Consider the following 19241-nt stretch of genomic DNA (forward strand, 5'->3'; position numbering starts at 1 on the left):
CCATCAATGATTATTGTTGATACGGCGCTTGCCCAACGAGAGGCGCAGGGTAATCCCATTCGAGTGGGGATGGTCGGGGCGGGGTTCCAAGCGGGCGGTATCGGTCTGCAGATTATGACCGCTACGCCCGGGATGCGCCTTTGTGCGATTGCCAATCGTCATTTGGATGCAGCGATCAAAGTCTTCCAGCAAACCGGGATTGAGCCAGTCGCCTGCGAGACTCAGCAGGAACTTGAAGCGGCGATTGCGGCTGGGCGACCGGCAGTCACCGAGGATGCCGTGGCACTGGCACGCGCAGAGGGATTGGATGCAATTATTGAAGTCACTGGCTCGTTGGAGTTCGCGGCGAATGCCGTCCTGGCGGCGCTGGAAAGTGGCAAAGACGTCATTCAAATGAACGCGGAACTCGACGGTACGATCGGCCCCATCTTGAAAGTGAAAGCCGATGCGGCAGGGGCTGTCTACAGCTTTGCCGATGGCGACCAGCCTGGCGTACAGATGAATCTCTATCGGTTCGTCGCCGGGCTAGGCATTAAGCCGGTACTGTGTGGCAACATTAAAGGCTTGCATGACCCATATCGCAACCCGGCTACCCAGGAAGGTTTTGCCAAACGCTGGGGGCAAAAGCCGGCAATGGTGGCCTCTTTTGCTGATGGCACCAAGATATCGTTCGAACAGGCGATCGTCGCCAACGGCACCGGTATGCAAGTGGCGCAGCGCGGCATGCTTGGCCCTGATTTCTCCGATGGTGTGGCCGGTGGGCCCTTAATACCCATCGAACAGACGGTATCGGCATTTGAGCCCTACCTGAACCCGAAGGGGCCGGGGCTGGTGGATTACGTTGTTGGGGCGCGGCCGGGGCCGGGCGTGTTTGTGCTAGGGACGACCGACAGTCCCCGTCAGCGCCACTATCTCGAACTCTACAAGCTGGGCGAGGGGCCGTATTACTGCTTCACGACGCCTTACCATCTGTGCCATTTCGAAGTGCCCACGTCCGTTGCCCGCGCCGTGCTGTTCCGTGATCCGGTGTTATCCCCCATAGAGGGCCCCAGGGTGGGCGTCATCGCCATAGCCAAGAAAGCTTTGCAGGAGGGCGAAACAATAGAAGAACTCGGTGGCTTCGAAGTCTATGGAGTGGCGGAAAATATCGAGGTAATACGCAGGGATCGGCTATTACCTATCGGGCTAGCGCTGGGCTGCCAGGTGGTGGGGCATGTGGAAAAGGATGCGGCGCTGACCTTTGATGATGTGCGTATACCACCAGGGCGGTTGATCGACCGTCTTTATGCCGAACAGGAAGCCATGTTTGCCCTGGAATTGACGTCTGGTGTCGCTGCTACTTTCACGGAGTAAGACATGCATTTTCATCAAACGAACCTCAAGGATGCCCGCCTGATAGAGCTTGAACCGCATGGTGATGAGCGAGGTTTTTTTGCCCGTACCATGTGCCATGCGGAGTTTGAGCGCCATGGCCTGCTGAGTGACTTTGTGCAGCAGAATACCTCCTTTTCTGCTCAGCGAGGCACCTTAAGGGGGTTGCATTATCAGCGGCAGCCCCATGCCGAAGCCAAACTGGTGCGCTGCATTCGAGGCGCGATTGTCGATGTCATCGTGGATATCCGTAAAGACTCGGAAACCTACTTGCACCATCAGTTATTTGAATTAACCGACGCAAACCGGCGCCAGCTGTATGTACCGCCAGGCTTTGCGCACTCCTTTCAGACGCTGACCGACGATGTTGAAGTCAGCTATCTGGTCTCGGCTGCCTATCATCCCGAGGCTGAAAGTGGTTTGCGCTATAACGATGAACGTCTCGCGATTGAGTGGCCGATGCCACCCACGGTGGTGTCTGAAAAAGACGCTAGCTGGCCCTTAATCAGTGAGCGAAACGAAGAGCTTTTTTGACCACTTGCCAATAGCTAGTAGCGAATCCAGATATCAAACACACTAAAAAAGGGGCAGCGTGAACGCTGCCCCTTTGAGTAATGTCTAGCTATTGCCTACCCGTCAATTGGCAGGCTTTGCCACTAGCGAGCGAGTCTCTTCGCGTGCTTCAGTGAGCACTATGCGCAGCGGATCGCCAAGCTTGTAACGCTCTTCGCCCTCGATCTGGATACGGCCCTCTTTATCGTCAATGACCACTTTGCTGCGGTCACTGTGCATCAAGGGGGCGGGCACAAACGCAGTTGCGCCATTTTCCACCAGACGAACGCGCATGCCGCCACGGTTGATGGCCATGATTTCGGCCTCAAACGTATCCTGGTTCTGTGCAGCGGGCGTTAGGTAACGCACGTAGAGCCAGTCTTTCACGTCGCGCTCGGCCATACGGTTCAGGCGGCGGCGTTCCGTCAGTTGCTCGGTGAGCTGCTGGGTCGCTTCGGCGGGGGCCTGTTCGCCTTTCAACACGCGTTTGATCAGGCGGTGGTTGACCATATCGCCATACTTACGAATCGGCGAGGTCCAGGTAGCGTAGGCGGCTAGGCCCAGGCCAAAGTGTGGGCCGGGCTGGGCCGACATGCTGGTAAAACCCTGGAAGCGGCGCAGGCGCGCATCCAGCCAGGCGTCATCGCGGCTTTCCAGCACACGCTTAAGCTCAGTGTAGCGGGCAAGCTCTGTCAGCGCTTCGCGTTCGACCACGATCTCCTGACCTGCCAAGAATTCCTGGGCGGCTTCGGCTTTCTCGGGCTCGAACGCGCGATGCACGTTAAAGATACCGTGGCCGATGTGCTGGGCCAGGAAATCCGCGCAGCAGGCGTTAGTCACAATCATCGACTCTTCGATCATGCGGTTGGCAATGCGGCGCTCTTCGGTGCGCACCGCCAATACGTTACCGGCGGGATCGAGATCAAACACGTAGTCGGGACGGTCTTTAAACACCAGCGCGTGTTCATTGCGCCAAGCGGTACGCGCTTCGGTCAAATCACGCAGCGCAGTAAGCTGCTCGGCGATCTCATCCGCGGGTGCCCAGTCGCCTTGACCTTCGATCCAGTCGGAGACGTTGTCGTAAACGAGCTTGGCGTGAGATTTAACGTTCGCCGCAAAAAAGCGGTAATCGCCCATGCTGCCGTCAGCATTAATATCCAGCGTACAGGCCAGCGCGGGGCGCTCCTTGCCTTCCCACAACGAGCAGAGATCATCTGCTAGCTGCTCTGGCAGCATAGTGACGTTTTGGCCAGGCAGGTAAACGGTAAAGGCGCGAGTGCGGGCTTCTAAATCAGCCGCATGGCCCTCTTCCACATAAGCGGTGGGGTCGGCAATCGCTACGCTCAACCGCCAGCCGCCTTCCGCACGAGTAGCCACGTGCAGCGCATCATCCATATCGCGGGTCTTCTCACCATCGATGGTGAAGAAGGGCGTGGGCGTTAAATCTTCGCGAGTCAGGCCTTCATCGATCAGCGGCCAGTCGGTGCCCGCATCGGGGCACTCTTGCTCCAGCGCATGGCGTGCAAGTGTGACGCGCCATGGCACTGCCGGATCATCGCTTTTGGCGACCAGCTCATCAATCTGGGCAAAGAAAGCGCGGTCATCGGCTTTTAGTGGATGGCGTACCAAGCGGGCAACGACCCAATCGCCGTCAGCAATGGAGTCTTCGTCAAGGCTGTTCTTAATCCGCGCCTTGATAACGTTTTTAATCGACGGATGGTCGGGGGCGACAGATAGGCGACCTTCGCGCTTCTGCACCCGGGCGACAAACCGATCAAGACCCGCTTCAATCAGCTTTTCCGGCTCAATGGACTTTTTGTCACCGTTCTCGTGAATCACGCCTTCCACGCGATCACCGTGAATCACCTGCTTCATGGCGGGCGGCGGCACGAAATAGGATTCACCGTCGTCGGTTTCGAGAAACCCGAAACCTTTGTCGGTGGCTTTGATCACCCCTTCAGCACGGGGGGTGGTTTGACGAATCTGTTGCTTGAGCTGGGCAAGCATGGCGTTGTTCTGAAGCATGAGCTCAATCAGTTGGCGAGAGTTAGGCTGCCACTATACGGATTCCCGCAGGCTGCGCCAATTGTCGCTATGCGATGTTGGCCCTGATGTTGGCTTTGGTAATGGCGAGTCAAAGGCTTACATGCGCTCAAGGGAATCGGTTAAGCTGAATATTCATACTCACGGAGCGCGCTATGACACCTCGCCTGATTGTTTCTGACCTGGATGGCACCCTATTAGGAAGCGACCACACCCTGCACGCAAGCACCGTAGAGGTGCTAAGAGCATTGGTGAAGCAAGGTCATCATGTCGCACTCGCCTCTGGCCGCCACTACCACGATATGAAGGTGTTTCGTGATCAGTTGGATATTCCGGCGCACTTGATTAGCACCAATGGTGCTTATATACATGATCCCAACGATGCTTTGTTGGCGGCTAATCACCTTGAGCCTGAATATGCAAAGACGCTAATCGGTCTTCCGCGCCCTCCTCAAGTACGGCTTAATCTTTATCGCGAAAGCGGCTGGCATATTGATTCAGAGGCCCCGCACTTATTATCTCTTCATGCCTCTACAGGGTTTGGCTATGAAGTCGTGTCCCCCGCGCAAATGGACACTAACGGTGTAGGCAAAGTGCTCTATCTAGGCGACCCAAAGGCGCTAAAGCAGTTAGAAGCACAGGCGCAAGAGGCCCACGGCGACGGGCTGCATATTACCTATTCCACCATTGATTCTCTGGAAATCATGGCCGGTGGGGTCAACAAAGGCGTGGCGCTGTCATCACTGCTGGAACGGTTGGGCTTAACGCCCGTCGATTGCCTAGCGTTTGGCGATAATCTTAACGATACCGAAATGCTCGATTTAGCAGGGGAGGCCCAGGTAATGGCCAATGCCCACCCTGCGCTATTTGATCGTGTCACCGGCGCTGAACGTATCGGTCACCATGGCGAAGCCGCCGTTGCCCAATGGCTGAAAAAGCGCTTTGGGCTGTAGGGTTACGTATTAATTAGTGGCTCTTAATTTCGTCACTTGCAGCTGAGGTCAATCTGAAGCAACTCAACAGCTTGGCCTAAAATTTGGCGAGCTGCCTGTTTGGGCAGAACAGCGGCTGGAGCAAGCAACGCCTGCGCAGTTGGATGAGTGGTCTGGAGCGATCTTGACCGCCAACTCCCTTGATGAGCTGTTCAAAAACTGACGTTACGCTTTATTTATTCGCTGGTGGTTTCAGCCAATCAAACATTTTCATTATAAAGCTACGTTCAGTGGGTTTTTCATCGTTTTTGCCAATAAAAGCCTCAAGCAGACTTTGATTAAGCTGTTGAGGAAGAGCGTTGGCATCGGCCATGAGCGCTTCGCGTGAAATATCTTCCTCAGCGCTAGAATTGCTTCGCATTTACTATTATCTCTTTTCAACTAACCGTTGAGTTAGCAAAGCGTTTACCAAGATTGGCAAAGTCTTCGCTCGACATCAGTATGTCAAAAATATCTTCAGGTGCCCCTTTGCCTTCGGCGCGGTGGGTCATAAAGTTGAAATCCATCTCGATCAGGTGCTCAAGGCGTGGGGCATAGAAGTCGGGATATTGTGCCTGCATGATGGGAGGCAGGTCGTTGTAATTGCCAAGCACTTCTTTGAAGAAGTCGGTCATCTTGCCTGTTTGGCTGTACTCCAGCTTGCCACGGGCTACGACGGCCTGTTTCCATACTTGCCGCTGATCATAATCTTCTTGCCAGGCTGCGCGCTGTTCATTGGCCGTAAACGTGCCACTATCGTCATAAATAATCAGTACTAATTGATCTTGAGACAAGCCGCTAAAAGGATTGCTACCTCTGCCATTAACAAAGGAGGTGGCCTGCTTTGCTCGCTCCAAGAGTTCTGGATCATCGGTGTTGGGAACTTCGGCATCATATCGAGCTCGGTTGTTATGGTAGCCTTGGCCGGTAATTTGGCTTAGCAGTGCATCGGCTTTTTGGCCTAACGCTTTACGATCCAGGCTAGCATCACGCTCTTCGGCACGCAGGGCGCTATCGCTTAACTGCTGAGCCAACGTGGAAAGTTGGCTTGATGGCTTCGATGAACCAGAAGTAGGCGTTGTGCTGCCGCCTTGTTCAGTTCCCTTGGTTGATACACTCTGAGTGCGGCTACCCGATGTAGATTGAGAGGTCACCGGAGTAGATGGCCCGATACCGATTGTCATTGCAATACCTCCTTGTGGCTTTGCTTAATCGCTATCAATATGTGGCCGATGATAGTGACGAAAGCGCTGGTTATTGCTCTATATCTACATTATTAATCGGCTAAGCAAACAAAAGCATTAAGTAAATATTGTATTTTTTTGTTAGCATTCTTATTAATACACAGAAATAGCGTAGCCACAGGTGATTTCATCATTAGTCGAAGGGGGCTTGAGATGCACAGTTTCCTCGACCATCATCAAGGCCCAATAACGACAACAGTGTAGGGCTGAACCCGCTGCGATGACGACAACCCCTGCTACTTTGATTGTGGTCGACGATGACCCGGAGATTTGTGAACTGCTCGCTGACTACCTGGGGCGCCATGGCTATCGGGTATTCACAGCGGACGGTGCGCAGGCGTTGCATTCTCTGCGTGCAGAACACGCCCCCGACTTGCTGATTGTCGATTTAATGCTCCCCGGTGACGACGGCTTTACCATCTGCCGTGACGTCCGAAAGCACAGCGATGTGCCGATAATCATGCTTACCGCCAGTGCCGATGAGACCGACCGCATTCTGGGTCTGGAGCTGGGTGCTGATGACTACTTGGGCAAGCCGTTTAATCCCCGCGAATTGCTGGCGCGCGTCAAAGCGGTACTGCGACGCACCCGCAGTGCTCCACCAGGGTTGCCTGCGGGGCAGGCGCGCTGGGTCAGTTTTGGTAATTGGCAACTCGACCGCATGACCCGCGAGTTGATTGACCTGCAGGGCGAGCGCGCCGCGCTTTCAGGGGCTGATTTTCAGCTATTGCAGGTGTTTTTAGAGCATCCGGCGAAGGTGCTCACTCGGGATGATCTCTACGCGCTTACCCGGGGGCGGGACGCGCCGCCGCTTGATCGCTCCATTGATGTCCACGTTTGCCGCCTGCGCCAACGGCTGGGTGAAGATGCCCAGCACTCGCAGTTGATTCGAACGGTGCGCGGGGCAGGCTATGTGTTAACCGCCCAGGTAGATGCATTAACGTGAGACGCGTGGAGTGGACAATCATTCGTCGACGCTTATCCCGACGAGCTGCCCGCTGGCTGCCGGCGTCGCTGCGCGGGCGCTTCGTGATCATCATGATCGCCGGAGTGCTGGTCGCCCAAGGGGCCAGCTACGCGATCTGGACTTCCCAGGTGCGCTCCAGCCACTTGGCACAGCTTGATGAGCTGTCCACCAATATGGCGTTTAGCATCGCCTCCACCATGAAGTTTTTCCGCTCACTGCCCGTTGACTACCGCCATATTGTGCTCGATCAGCTGCGTAATATGGGTGGCACACGCTTTTTTGTTAGCGTCAACGAACGCAGGCTGGCCATCGACGATATCGGCTCCGGGCCGGAAAAACAGGTGGTGGTGAATAATGTGCGCTCGGTGCTTACCCAGCAGCTCAATATCGACGACGTGATTGTCGAGTTCTCCCGCCCGGAAAACCTGCGTGTGCTCAATAACGAAGTACTGCTTTACGACCTACCGCCCCGCTGGGGGCAGCACAGCCTGCTGATGGAGCCACTCTCGCCGCCGATTTTAGTGGTCCAACTGGAGCTTGCCCCAGGCACCTGGCTCTATGTTGCCACGCTGCTGGGCGTACCCGATATTTTCAGCGGCTATCGCTGGCTTTCTGAAGAGCGTTTGCTGGTCGGGTTACTGGTGCTGCTGAGTGTGCTGGCGCTTTCGCTATTGGGTATTACCAGCGTGACCCGGCCACTGGCGCGGCTTTCACGGGCAGCGAATCAGTTGGGCGATGATTTGGATATGCCGCCACTACGGGAGAGTGGCCCCAAAGAAGTGGCCGCCACCGCCGCGGCGTTCAATCGTATGCAGCGGCGTATTCGCGAGCAGATTGAGGAGCGCGAACGGCTGTTTTCGGCGATTTCCCATGATTTGAAGACCCCCTTAACCCGCATGCGCCTGCGCGCCGAGATGCTTGATGACGACTATCAGCGCGAGCGCTTTTGCGCCTCATTGGATGAGTTGGATAGCTTGGTTAAAGGTGCCTTGGCCTCGGTAAAAGGCTTAGACCTGCATGAAGAGCCCGAGCCCGTTGATCTAACACACCTGCTCAAAGAGCTGGCCGAAGAGCTTAGCCTTCAGGGGGGGAAGGTCACTATTGAGATTAAAAGTGGTTCTCTTATCGCGCCGCTGATTGTCAAACCGGTAGCGCTTAAACGCTGCCTGGCAAATCTGCTTGAGAACGCGGTGTTCTATGGCAAGCAGGCCGATGTGCAGCTAATAGATCACGGTAACGCGGTCACCATGCGTATTCGTGACCACGGCCCAGGTATACCCGAAGAGCAATTGGGGCGGGTGTTTTCGCCCTTTGTGCGCCTGGAGCCCTCACGCAGTCGACACACGGGTGGTAGCGGCCTCGGGTTGGGCATTGCCCGGCATATTGCCCGTGCCCATGGCGGCGACATCACGCTCGCCAACCATGCTGATGGTGGGCTGGTGGTGACTCTCTCGCTACCCCGCCAGGAAACTATTACAGGTTTGTAATAAAACCCCAACACTATGCAGTACTCGGTAACTCCCGTTGACGCTTGCCTTGGCGTAACCTCTTGGATGTCGAACGTCCGAGAGGACAATAACAATATAAGGAGTTACTCCATGTCGACGCTTAAGAAGACGACCCTCGCGCTTGCTCTGGCAGGTGCCACGCTAGCCACCACCGCTCAAGCGAATGAAGTTGAAGTGCTGCACTGGTGGACTTCCGGTGGTGAAGCTCGCGCTGCCAACGTGCTTAAAGAGTTAATGGAAGCTGAAGGCTACGGTTGGCAGGACTTTGCAGTGGCAGGCGGCGGCGGTGAAACCGCCATGACGGTGCTTAAATCTCGTGCCATGTCGGGCAACCCACCCTCTGCAGCCCAAATCAAAGGCCCCGAAATTCAGGAGTGGGGTGAGCTTGGCTTGCTCGGTGACCTGAACGGCGTTGCCGATGCGGAAGGCTGGGATGAGCTGCTGCCGGAAGTCGTGGCCGATATCATGCGTCACGACGGCCAATACGTGGCGGTACCCGTCAACGTACACCGGGTAAATTGGTTGTGGGCCAACCCCGAAGTGCTGGAAGCGGCAGGGGTAGAGATGCCCACCACGCTGGATGAACTATTCGAGGCAGGTGAGGCTATCCGCGAAGCGGGCTTCGTACCGCTGGCTCATGGCGGCCAATCCTGGCAGGACGCTACGGTCTTCGAAAGCGTACTGTTAGGTGGTCAGGGTAGCGAGTTTTATCAGCAGGCATTGGTAGAACTAGACCCTGAAGCCCTGGGCGGCGAACAAATGATCGATGCCCTTGAGGACTTCAAGCGTACCCGCGAGCTGATGGATGAAGGCATGCCCGGGCGTGACTGGAATGTTGCCACGGCAATGGTGATTGAAGGAGTGGCAGGGTTTCAGCTGATGGGCGATTGGGCCAAAGGGGAGTTCACTGCGGCTGGACTGACCGCCGGGGAAGATTACCTCTGTGCCGCAGCGCCGGGCACCGAAGATGCGTTCACCTTCAATATCGATAGCCTGGCCATGTTCCGGGTCACTGACGACGATGAGCGCGAAGCGCAGCAAGCGTTAGCCCGCCTAGTGCTTGAGCCTACTTTCCAGGAAGCGTTTAACCTTGCCAAAGGCTCGATTCCTGCGCGGCCAGATCTGGACATGAGCGAATTCGATAGCTGTGCCCAGCAGTCGTTGGCTGATTTCCAGCGCACCGCTGAAGAGGGTGGCCTAGTGCCCAGTATGGCCCACGGCATGGCCGTACGCGCGGATATTCAGGGCGCCATTTTTGACGTGGTTACCAACTACTTCAACGACGCCGATATGCCTGCTGAAGAAGCGGCAGAACGTATGGTGAGCGCTGCCGAAGCGGCCTCTTTCTAGGCTTTTCTAGCGTTAGCGTTCTTCAGGCGCCGCTGCAACGGCGGCGCCTTCGTTGCTTGGCAAGGATACTTCTCCATGAGAGATTCCCTCCCCATGAAAAATACCTCTGCGACGCCTTTAGGGGCTGGCGCTAAGCGGTCGACGCCATCCGGCGGTTTGCAGGCGTGGCTGCCTCGTCTGGTGCTGGCACCGTCGGTGGCCATTTCGTTGTTCTTTGTTTACGGCTTCATGCTGTGGACGTTCGTGCTCTCGCTAACCAGCTCGCGCATGCTGCCCAGCTATGACTTTGTCGGCTTTGGTCAATATGCACGCTTAATGGCCAATGAGCGCTGGTGGGTCGCCTCGACCAACCTGATGATTTTTGGCGTGCTGTTCGTGGTGATTTGCCTGGCGATTGGCTCGCTGCTGGCGATACTACTCGATCAAAAAATTCGCCAAGAGGGCGCACTGCGCACGATCTATCTTTACCCCATGGCGCTGTCATTTATTGTTACCGGGGTAGTGTGGAAGTGGCTACTCAACCCGCAGCTGGGCATTCAAGCGATGGTTCAAGGCTGGGGCTTTGAGTCGTTTCGCTTTGACTGGATTGTCGATCCTGATATGGCGATTTATACCCTGGTGATTGCCGCCGTATGGCAGGCGTCAGGCTTTGTGATGGCGCTGTTTTTAGCCGGCTTGCGGGGTATTGATGACAGCATTATCAAAGCAGCTCAGTTGGACGGCGCTAGTCTGCCGCGGATTTATCTGCGCGTGGTAATGCCCTGCCTACGCCCGGTCGTGTTTAGCGCAGTGATGATTTTGGCCCATATCGCGATCAAGAGTTTTGATCTGGTCGTCGCGCTCACCGGCGGTGGGCCTGGCTATGCCACCGATTTACCCGCCACCTTTATGTACGCCCACGCTTTTACCCGGGCGCAGATAGGTTTGGGCTCTGCCAGCGCCATGCTGATGTTGGGCGGCGTGCTGGCGATTTTGATTCCTTATCTCTACTCCGAACTAAGGAGCCGCAAGCATGGCTAATGTGATTCGTCGTCAGACGCCCGCTGCGCGGCTGGGTCGTGGCCTGCTCTATGGCGTGCTGATACTCGCCGCGCTGTTCTATATTCTACCGCTGGTGGTCATGCTGATGACCTCGGTGAAGCCGCTGAGCGAAATCAGCGCCGGGTCGCTGCTCTCGTTTCCGCAAAATCCCACTTTCGCGCCGTGGACAAAAGCCTGGGGTGAAGCCTGTACCGGCATGCGCTGCGATGGCGTTGGCGGCTACTTCTGGAACTCCTTTGCGATTGTGATTCCAGCGGTGCTGATCTCAACCACTATCGGAGCCCTTAACGGCTATGCGCTGACCAAATGGCGCTTCAAAGGCTCTGAATTAGTCTTCGCGCTAATGCTGTTTGGCTGTTTTATTCCTTTCCAGGTGGTGCTGTTGCCCATGGCGCAAACCCTCGGCTGGCTGGGGATCTCCAGCTCCCGCGCCGGGTTGATCCTGGTTCACGTGGTCTTTGGCATCGCTTTCACCACGCTGTTTTTCCGCAACTTCTACGTGGGTATCCCCAACGAGCTGGTATCGGCGGCGAAGTTGGATGGCGCGGGCTTTTTCCGCATCTTCTGGCGCATTCTACTGCCGGTTTCGGCTCCGATTATTGTCGTCTCAGTGATTTGGCAGTTCACCCAAATCTGGAACGACTTCCTGTTTGGCGTGGCGTTTTCAGCCCACAACACCCAGCCCGTTACCGTGGCGCTAAACAACCTGGTGAATACCTCCACCGGCGTTCGCGAGTACAACGTGGATATGGCGGCGGCGATGATTGCCGCGCTGCCCACTCTGGTGGTGTACGTGCTGGCGGGAAAATACTTCGTACGCGGGCTGACAGCCGGTTCCGTTAAAGGCTAATAACAACTAGGTGAGTGGCAACCATTTCTAGAAGGTCAGAAGCAGCCCGTAGCGGGGGTCTTTCGCCAGGGATGGCGAAAGTAGCGCCCAGGGATGGGTTCACAGCGCCCCCGCGGAGGGCTGCTTCTGACCAACCCAGATGAATGGAGTTTGTCAGTCGCTTTAGAATAGGATTTTCATTATGGCAGCTTTAGAAATCCACAACGTGCGTAAAGAGTTTGGCAGCGAGCGGGTGCTCAAAGACGTTAGTATCTCCATCGATTCCGGCGAGTTTTTGATTCTGGTTGGGCCGTCAGGCTGCGGTAAGTCCACGCTGATGAACGCCATTGCCGGGCTTGAGCCAGTGACGTCCGGCAATATTTATATCGATGGTGAAGACGTAACCTGGCGCACCCCCGCGGATCGGGATATCGCCATGGTATTTCAGTCCTACGCGCTTTACCCCAGCATGACTGTACGCCAGAACATCAGCTTCGGGCTGGAGATGCGCAAGGTGCCCAAAGCCGAGCGGGAAGCCGCGGTGGAGCGGGTAGCCGATCTACTGCAAATTACCCACCTGCTGGAACGCAAGCCTGCACAGCTCTCCGGCGGGCAGCGTCAGCGTGTAGCCATGGGACGTGCGTTGGCTCGGGAGCCAAAGGTGTACCTGTTTGACGAACCGCTCTCTAATCTGGATGCCAAACTGCGCGTGGATATGCGCACCGAGATCAAAAAGCTCCACCAGCGCCTGGGCACCACCATTGTTTACGTCACCCACGACCAGGTCGAAGCCATGACCCTGGCCGACTGCATTGCGGTGATGCGCGACGGCCATATTCTGCAGCTCGGCTCGCCGGATGAGGTCTACAACAACCCGGTGGATATGTTTGTGGCTGGCTTTATGGGCTCGCCGTCGATGAACTTCATTCGCGCCACACTGGAGGACGATAACGGTGGGTATCAACTGAGGATTGCCACGCCAGGTGAGGATGAGCTGGTGCTACCCTGGCCGGAGGAGCGCATCGCCCCAGATATGGCCGAACGGCTTAACCAGCCGGTCATTCTTGGCCTACGCCCAGAGCACTTCAGCGAAGAGGATGAGCGGTTAACGTCCCAAGCCGAAGGAACGCTGCTGAGCGCCAGTGTGGCGGTGGTAGAACCTACCGGGGCGGATATTTTGCTGCGCTTACCGCTTGGCGAACAGGAAGTTACCGCCCGTGTTGGGCCTAAATGCGCAGTGGTTGCAGGGGAGCGCTTATCACTACGTGTTGATATGGGCAGAGCGATTCTATTTGATGCCGAGACCGAGCAGCGTATTGCGTAAGCGATTTGACTTGAACCTGTTGTGAAATAGTGGGCCCCCTGCTGGTTTCAGCAGGGGGCCTCTTTTGTAGTTACCTAAAGGTTTCAACTGCAGGTATTACTTACGAATAAGCCGTAGCTCGCCATTGAGCGCCTTGATGATCGAGTAGCACATCAGCAGCATCACAATCGAGAACGGAATAGCGGTGGCGGTAACACCGGCCTGAAGGGCGGTCAGGCCACCACCGATAAGCAGCACAATCGCGATGAGACCCTCGACGACCGCCCAGAACATACGCTGTGGCCGCGGAGCATCGATTTTACCACCGGCGGTGATGGTATCGATGACCAGGGAGCCGGAATCCGAGGAGGTGACAAAGAAGATCAGCGCCAGCACGATGCCCAGGGTCGACATCAGCCCCGTCAAGGGTAGTTCGTTCAGCATGCCGAACAGCGAAAGCTCGGGTCTGTAGTTGTCGATGACATACTCTTTAACCAGGCTGCCCGCCGGGTCAGCATAGAGCTGTTCAAGGGCGGTTGAGCCAAAGACGCCCATCCAGACAAAGATAAACAGACTGGGAACCAGCAAAACGCAGAGGATAAATTCACGCACCGTGCGGCCCCGGGATACCCGAGCGATAAACATCCCCACAAAAGGTGCCCAGCTAATCCACCAAGCCCAGTAGAAAATCGTCCAGGACTGGCGGTAGGCATCATCCTCACGACCAAAGGGCGCGGACAGAGGAATAAACTCAGTGACATAGGTGGTAAGTCCCGACCAGAAACCCGCCATGGCCAGCAGAGTAGGGCCAGCGAAAAGCACAAAAAAGAAGAACAGAACGGCCAGGATCATGTTGATCTCTGAGAGCTTCTTCAAGCCGCCCTCAAGACCGCGCCAAACCGACACCAGCGCCACCGCCGTCACCAGAATGATGACGATGACCTGGGTTAAGGTGCTTACTTCCAGGCCGAAGACAAAGTTCATCCCCGCATTAGCCTGCTGTGCCCCAAGCCCAAGTGAGGTGGCCAGCCCGAAGAGAGTGGAAAACACCGCCAGGATATCGATCACATGGCCCCACCAGCCCCAGACACGCTCACCGAGAATGGGAAAGAACGCCGAGCGAATAGAGAATGGCAGGCCCTTGTTATAGGTAAACAGGCCCAGCGCTAGCGCCATCACCACATACACCGCCCAGCCATGGATACCCCAGTGTAGATAGGTACCCGCTAGGCCCATGGCGCTGGCATCATCAATAGCCGCTGAGTTCAGTTCGCCATCGGCGCCGAAGGGCGATGCGATGCCCAGAGGCAGCGAGACATTGGCGTGATAAACCGGTTCGAGTACGCCGAAAACAGCAGGCCGATGCCGATTCCCGCGGTGAACAGCATGGCGAACCAGGAGAGATAGCTGTGATCCGGTCGCGCATCGGCCCCGCCCAGCCTGACTGAGCCATAAGGCAGAACCACCAGCGCTAAGCAGAACAGAATAAAGAAGTCGACCAGAATCATGAAATACCAGTCCAACGTTCCCGTCGAGAAGGCAACAATGGACTGAAAAGTGCTCCCCGCTCGCTCTGGAAACAGCAGGGTGAGGACGATGAAGATAGCGGAAGCAAGCGCGGATACCACAAAAACGCGGTTGTGGATGTCGAAACCGATGGGGCCAAGCTGCCCCTTGATATTGTCCTGGCCGACGACATAGTCGGTCTGCATGTCGCTCGTTGCCGAAGGCGACTCAGGATCATTGGGATGGTTCATACACTACGTCTCCTCTGTGGAAGATGCCATGTCAAACCCCCATCATGAGGATAAACAGCGTTGAATCCCATCTTGTGGCCGAAAACAGGCTTGTTGTCGATTACTTGATTAGCGGCTCTGCGGCACCTTTTCTTTATCGAGCCGTTTGATTTGTCGCCACAGGTCTTGGCGTAGATCGGCGATCTTGGGCTGCTCATCGGCAGTGAAGGGCACCGGGCGACAGAGCCGCTGGGCGCGTAACCCAAGGCGCGCGCTAAGCAGCCCGGTGGCGAGGCCTTGACCCGCACGGGCGGAAAGGCGGCTGGCTAAATCCAGCGAGAGCATATCCATACTGGCGTCGGTGGCCAGTTCGCTGGCACCGGCAAAAGCCATGTTGTGCAGCACGTTACGAAACAGCCGCAGGCGGCTGGCGTAGCCCAGCTCAAGCCCATAAAGGCGGCAGAGTCGATCCACCATCGCCAGGCTGCGCCAAGCCACCAGCGCCATATCCACCAGCGTTAGGGGGCTGATGGCGACCATGATGGCGGTTTCGCCGGACATACGCGTAATCAGGCGCTGGGCCTCGCGATCACGCGGCGCTAGCAGGTGGTAACGCAACAGCGTCTGGATCTCCTCACCACTATGGTGGGGTTGGCAAGCGCGCTGAAAGGCTAGCCAGTGCGGGTCATCGTCGGCGAGTTTGAGCTGACGTCTTAGCTGCTCGGCCATCGCCCGGGCCTGCTTGGGTGAGCGTAGCGGCAGCTCGGCCAGATCGCCGCGCAGTTTGTCGTGGCGCTTGAGACGGCGCAAACGGCCCACCTCTTTGAGCAGGGAGAGGCCGCCCAAGCCAATCAGGCTGATTCCGAACAGTTGCCAGGCCATGGCGAGCCACTGCGACTGAGCCATCGCATCGGGTATCCCGGTGACCAGCTCTGCCGTGCCTAGTCCGGCACCACCCACCAGGGCAAATAGCAGCCCCCAGCGGCGTTTACGCGGCGCACCTAAACTGGCGGCAGGCAGCGCTTTATCTTCTGGCAAGGGCGCCAATGGATGATGCTCGCTGGCGCCAGCAAAGGCTTCGCGCTGACGTAGGACTGTCTCTGCATCAGCGGCCTTTTCGGGCTGGTCATCCAGCGTGAAGTGGCGGCGTGGCTGTGGGGTGGTCATGTCAGTTTATCTCCAATCAGCCAGTCGATGGCGGCGTCCATGCGAATATGATCCAACGCTTCTGAGCTGGTTGGCATCGGGCGAAAGCCGGGGAAGTCGAAGCCCTGCTGCTGCCAGAAATCGGCAGCGGGCAGCCGGGCGGGCACATCGCCGGGGTAAACCAGCACTTCTTCACCCTCTAGTGTGGTGCCTCGCAGTGCAGGTGAACGCTTACCCTCATGGATCACCTCACGGGCTTCAGTGGCACGAATAGCTGCCAGCGAGAGCGCTTTAACCGGCACGTTGGCAAAGCGAAGGTCTTTGAGAGGCTCTGCCAGCAGGGCCTCCAACAGCTGTACCAAGTGGCCGTGTTGATCGGGAGTGACGTGATCGGCTTTGGTGGCGGCAATCGCCAGGCGGTCAATTTTAGGTGCGAACAGGCGCGTAAGTAGGCTGCGTTGGCCATAATCGAAGCTGTGCATTAACTGGCGTAGCGCGCTGGAAAGGTCTTCAAAGCGTTCTGGCCCGGCATTGAGCGCGCCAAGCACGTCCACCAGTACAATCTGGCGGTCAAAGCGGCGGAAGTGATCGCGATAAAAGGGCTTGACCACTTGCTGCTGGTAGTAGCGAAAGCGCGCCGCCAGGGTAGCGTAAAGGCTATTGGCAGGCAGTGCCTCCAGCGTTTCTCTAGAGGTGTTGAGTTGAGAGGCGTCGAGCTGCGGTAGCGGAAAAAACTGCAGCACCGGCGCACCTTCCAGTTCGCCGGGCAGTAAAAAACGCCCTGGCTGCAGGTCGGAAAAACCGGCCTTTTTGGCGCGGCGAAGGCCTTGAGCGTACTCCTCGGCAAGAGCAGCAAGCTGGGCTTCATCCGCTTCGCCAGCGGGGTCGAGCTGTTCTACTGCGGCAAGCCATTCGCTAAACAGGCTGCGGCGCTGTTCGCCCTCGTGTAACGCCTGTGCCTGGCTCCAGCTATAAAAGTCGTGCTGTAACAGCGGCAAATCAAGGAGCCACTCGCCAGGGTAGTCGAATAGATCCAGGGTAAGGTGGGCGATTTCTGGTGTTAGCCAGCCGCTGCGGGCAGGGCGGTAGCGCAGCTGTAAGCGTAACTCGCTGATGCCGCGGGTGGGCTCCGGCCAGCGCGGCGGCGTATCGCGTAGTGCAGCCATGCCGGGGTCGTAGGGAAACCGTGGCACGCCTAAGTCGGGCTGGTTAAGCCGCTGGGCACCCAGCAAGCGGCCTTCCCGGGCAGCGGGTAGCAAATCGAGCTGCGCCTCAACGCCCGCATGACGCAGTTGATTGACCAACGACGTCAAAAACGCGGTTTTCCCCGCTTGGGAAAGGCCGGTGACCGCCAAGCGCAGCTGGCGATCTCGCCCACGCTCTAAAAATTGCTCAGTTCGCGACTTAACGGCTGGCGCATCCTTCGATCCCTTTGTAGGAGCCTGTCTGACTTAACACTGATCTACTGCGAATCCCAGTATTTTGGCCAACTTTATTCGATCGATTTCGTTAAAAGCACGCTATTCGCCTCAATCGATCGATAAATTTGGCTCAAAATCCGCGCTTCTCGCGACGATCGGCCAAGCCAGGCAGGCTCTCTTAGCCTTTACTGGCTAAACATTAATACCAGTTGCGAAAGCATCGGTAGGGTGGCGATCAAAAAGCCAACCCCCGCCAGGGTGTAGCCTGGCCAGCGCCGGGTCAAGGTTAGGCCCACTAAGCACACCACCATACCGATTAAATTAAACGCCAGCGTGGCGGCTTCTAGCCATTGTTGCGGATCCATTGGATCTCCCTAGCTCTAATGCCATTGAGCACATGATAGCAAAGCATTGATGAACCGAAGATTAACTGCGGCTGAGGGTGGTGCCTAACAGGTGCTGGGCGCCAGGCACTAGCCAGACTGGGTCTAGGCGTGTATTGGCGGCTTCAACGCAGATAAAATGTCGTGCTACGTCGACGGGAGTGTCGCGGGGAAGGTCGTTGTTGGGGTGCCACACTACCGTGGAGTCGCTGGACTGCTTGCCGATGCGCAGGCTGCGCTCACCATCGTTGAGCAGCACGGCTTCATTGGTGTGATAAATGCGGTCAACGGCGCCTTGAACGGCCAACGTGCCTTGCTGTTCGCTCTCCGCAAAGTCGCGCAGTTTGTCGAGATAGCGTGCGCCGGAAAGGCCTTCCAGACGACACTGGTGGGTATCGGCAACGGCTAAATAGGTATGCAGCGCACCGCTGGTTTTAATCGGCGTTTCGCCGATGTTTTCGCTAATCAGCTCAACGTTCAAGCGCTGGGCGTTGGCTTGTACCACCAGGCGCGCGGTAAGCAGTGTATGTAGGGGCTGTGCTGGAGAGAGGTGGAGCTCAATTCCCTCGGCGTGCTCATCAACAGCGTCTAGACGCCACTCAGCATGGCGTGCAAGGCCATGGAAAGGGCCGTTGTGGTTGGGGCTCTCATCGGAATAGCGCTCGTCGGCAAACCACGGCCAGCAGAGCGGAATACCACCCCGGATAGCGCCTGGCAGCGCCTGGGGCGTAGGCGTCAGCCATAACCAGCCGGTATCACCAGCAGGGCAGAAGTGCAGCACTTGAGCGCCCTGGAGACTAACCACCAACTCGCCCCAAGGCATATTGAAAAGCACCACGTCGCGGCCTTCCCACTGTGTCGTTTGCTGTCCTTGAGTGCTTTTAATCAGTTGATTGAGCGAGTCGGGGATCATGAATTTTCCTTTAAGAGTTGCCAAGCATCGATACCGAATAGGCGCCGAACACTAACGCTGTGTGCTATGGTAGAACAAGCGTGACTCTAAGGTAAAACGCGTAACTGCAACCCGTAATCGAGATAGTAAGGAGACTATATGGGCTTTATTGCATGGTTAATCATTGGTGGCCTGGCTGGTTGGATTGCTGGCAACATCATGCGCGGCGGCGGTTTTGGCATCCTGGGTAACATCGGTGTCGGTATCGTTGGTGCGGTTATAGGTGGTTTTTTGTTTAGCCTTCTGGGCCTCTCGTCCGGTGGCTTTATCGGTTCGCTAGTCACCGCGATCGTGGGTGCCGTGGTGCTTCTTTGGGTAATCAGTAAGGTTAAAAAAGCGTAGCGATTGAGTTGCTACCTGTATGTCACCGCCCGGCCTTTTGCCGGGCGGTGTCGTTTTATGCATACCGAGGCCTAAGGCTATC

16 protein-coding genes and 2 pseudogenes are annotated in these 19241 nt (G+C 56.7%); 10 read left to right on the forward strand and 8 right to left on the reverse strand.

Annotated elements, in window-relative coordinates:
• Positions 1-6 precede the first annotated feature (6 nt).
• Both FDY98_RS06805 and rfbC read left to right on the forward strand, forming a co-directional pair.
• Positions 7-1353: an NAD(P)H-dependent oxidoreductase gene (locus FDY98_RS06805; RefSeq protein WP_027959710.1), complete on the forward strand. Its 1347-nt coding sequence runs from the start codon at positions 7-9 to the stop codon at positions 1351-1353.
• A gap of 3 nt (positions 1354-1356) precedes the next feature.
• Positions 1357-1905, forward strand: coding sequence for a dTDP-4-dehydrorhamnose 3,5-epimerase (rfbC, locus tag FDY98_RS06810; protein ID WP_027959709.1), 549 nt, complete (start codon positions 1357-1359; stop codon positions 1903-1905).
• A gap of 102 nt (positions 1906-2007) precedes the next feature.
• Here the strand turns inward: rfbC and FDY98_RS06815 are convergent, their stop codons facing one another.
• A complete protein-coding gene (locus tag FDY98_RS06815) occupies positions 2008-3948 on the reverse strand; it encodes an exoribonuclease II (protein WP_027959708.1) in 1941 nt (646 codons plus the stop codon).
• Positions 3949-4121: 173 nt separating this feature from the next.
• Between FDY98_RS06815 and FDY98_RS06820 the strand changes: the two genes are divergently transcribed.
• Positions 4122-4919, forward strand: a complete 798-nt coding sequence (locus FDY98_RS06820; RefSeq protein WP_027959707.1) for a Cof-type HAD-IIB family hydrolase — start codon at positions 4122-4124, stop codon at positions 4917-4919.
• 211 nt (positions 4920-5130) lie between these two features.
• Here FDY98_RS06820 and FDY98_RS06825 read toward each other — a convergent pair whose 3' ends face one another.
• Together FDY98_RS06825 and FDY98_RS06830 are read right to left on the reverse strand one after the other, a co-directional pair.
• Positions 5131-5271 (reverse strand): hypothetical protein, encoded by a 141-nt coding sequence (locus tag FDY98_RS06825; RefSeq protein WP_155705729.1) that lies wholly within the window; start codon positions 5269-5271, stop codon positions 5131-5133.
• 64 nt (positions 5272-5335) lie between these two features.
• Positions 5336-6121, reverse strand: coding sequence for a hypothetical protein (locus FDY98_RS06830; RefSeq protein ID WP_027959705.1), 786 nt, complete (start codon positions 6119-6121; stop codon positions 5336-5338).
• Between the two features lie 280 nt (positions 6122-6401).
• Between FDY98_RS06830 and FDY98_RS06835 the strand changes: the two genes are divergently transcribed.
• The 6 genes from FDY98_RS06835 to FDY98_RS06860 all read left to right on the forward strand — a co-directional run bounded on the left by FDY98_RS06835 (position 6402) and on the right by FDY98_RS06860 (position 13200).
• The gene (locus FDY98_RS06835; RefSeq protein WP_027959704.1) at positions 6402-7127 is read left to right on the forward strand and encodes a response regulator; all 726 of its coding nucleotides are present in this window, start codon (positions 6402-6404) and stop codon (positions 7125-7127) included.
• Positions 7124-8635: an ATP-binding protein gene (locus tag FDY98_RS06840; protein ID WP_027959703.1), complete on the forward strand. Its 1512-nt coding sequence runs from the start codon at positions 7124-7126 to the stop codon at positions 8633-8635. The genes FDY98_RS06835 and FDY98_RS06840 overlap by 4 nt, the downstream gene beginning before the upstream one ends.
• 111 nt (positions 8636-8746) lie before the next feature.
• Complete coding sequence (locus FDY98_RS06845; RefSeq protein WP_027959702.1) at positions 8747-10006, forward strand: ABC transporter substrate-binding protein; 1260 nt, start codon at positions 8747-8749, stop codon at positions 10004-10006.
• 93 nt (positions 10007-10099) lie between these two features.
• Complete coding sequence (locus FDY98_RS06850) at positions 10100-11026, forward strand: carbohydrate ABC transporter permease (RefSeq protein ID WP_027959701.1); 927 nt, start codon at positions 10100-10102, stop codon at positions 11024-11026.
• Positions 11019-11897: a carbohydrate ABC transporter permease gene (locus FDY98_RS06855; protein WP_009287309.1), complete on the forward strand. Its 879-nt coding sequence runs from the start codon at positions 11019-11021 to the stop codon at positions 11895-11897. The genes FDY98_RS06850 and FDY98_RS06855 overlap by 8 nt, the downstream gene beginning before the upstream one ends.
• 181 nt (positions 11898-12078) lie before the next feature.
• Positions 12079-13200: an ABC transporter ATP-binding protein gene (locus tag FDY98_RS06860; protein WP_022520449.1), complete on the forward strand. Its 1122-nt coding sequence runs from the start codon at positions 12079-12081 to the stop codon at positions 13198-13200.
• A 96-nt stretch (positions 13201-13296) separates the two neighbouring features.
• On the opposite strand, the pseudogene FDY98_RS06865 reads toward FDY98_RS06860, so the two are convergent.
• The 5 genes and pseudogenes from FDY98_RS06865 to FDY98_RS06885 all read right to left on the reverse strand — a co-directional run bounded on the left by FDY98_RS06865 (position 13297) and on the right by FDY98_RS06885 (position 18778).
• Positions 13297-14936, reverse strand: a pseudogene (locus FDY98_RS06865) (BCCT family transporter).
• Between the two features lie 108 nt (positions 14937-15044).
• Positions 15045-16082 carry a YcjF family protein gene (locus tag FDY98_RS06870; RefSeq protein ID WP_027959699.1) on the reverse strand — a complete coding sequence of 346 codons (1038 nt, stop codon included), beginning with the start codon at positions 16080-16082 and terminating at the stop codon, positions 15045-15047.
• A pseudogene (locus tag FDY98_RS06875) lies at positions 16079-17481 on the reverse strand (YcjX family protein). Before FDY98_RS06875 ends, FDY98_RS06870 begins: the two are co-directional and overlap by 4 nt.
• A gap of 186 nt (positions 17482-17667) precedes the next feature.
• Entirely contained in the window at positions 17668-17847 is a 180-nt protein-coding gene (locus FDY98_RS06880) for a hypothetical protein (RefSeq protein WP_027959697.1), read from the reverse strand.
• A 61-nt stretch (positions 17848-17908) separates the two neighbouring features.
• Positions 17909-18778: a D-hexose-6-phosphate mutarotase gene (locus FDY98_RS06885; RefSeq protein WP_027959696.1), complete on the reverse strand. Its 870-nt coding sequence runs from the start codon at positions 18776-18778 to the stop codon at positions 17909-17911.
• A 138-nt stretch (positions 18779-18916) separates the two neighbouring features.
• Here FDY98_RS06885 and FDY98_RS06890 point away from each other — a divergent pair, with 138 nt between their 5' ends.
• On the forward strand, positions 18917-19159 hold the full coding sequence (locus FDY98_RS06890) for a GlsB/YeaQ/YmgE family stress response membrane protein (protein WP_008958536.1): 243 nt from the start codon (positions 18917-18919) through the stop codon (positions 19157-19159).
• Positions 19160-19241: the final 82 nt, after the last annotated feature.

The sequence above is a fragment of the Halomonas sp. PA16-9 genome (genome assembly GCF_009728585.1).
In the GTDB taxonomy this organism is placed as follows: domain Bacteria; phylum Pseudomonadota; class Gammaproteobacteria; order Pseudomonadales; family Halomonadaceae; genus Vreelandella; species Vreelandella titanicae.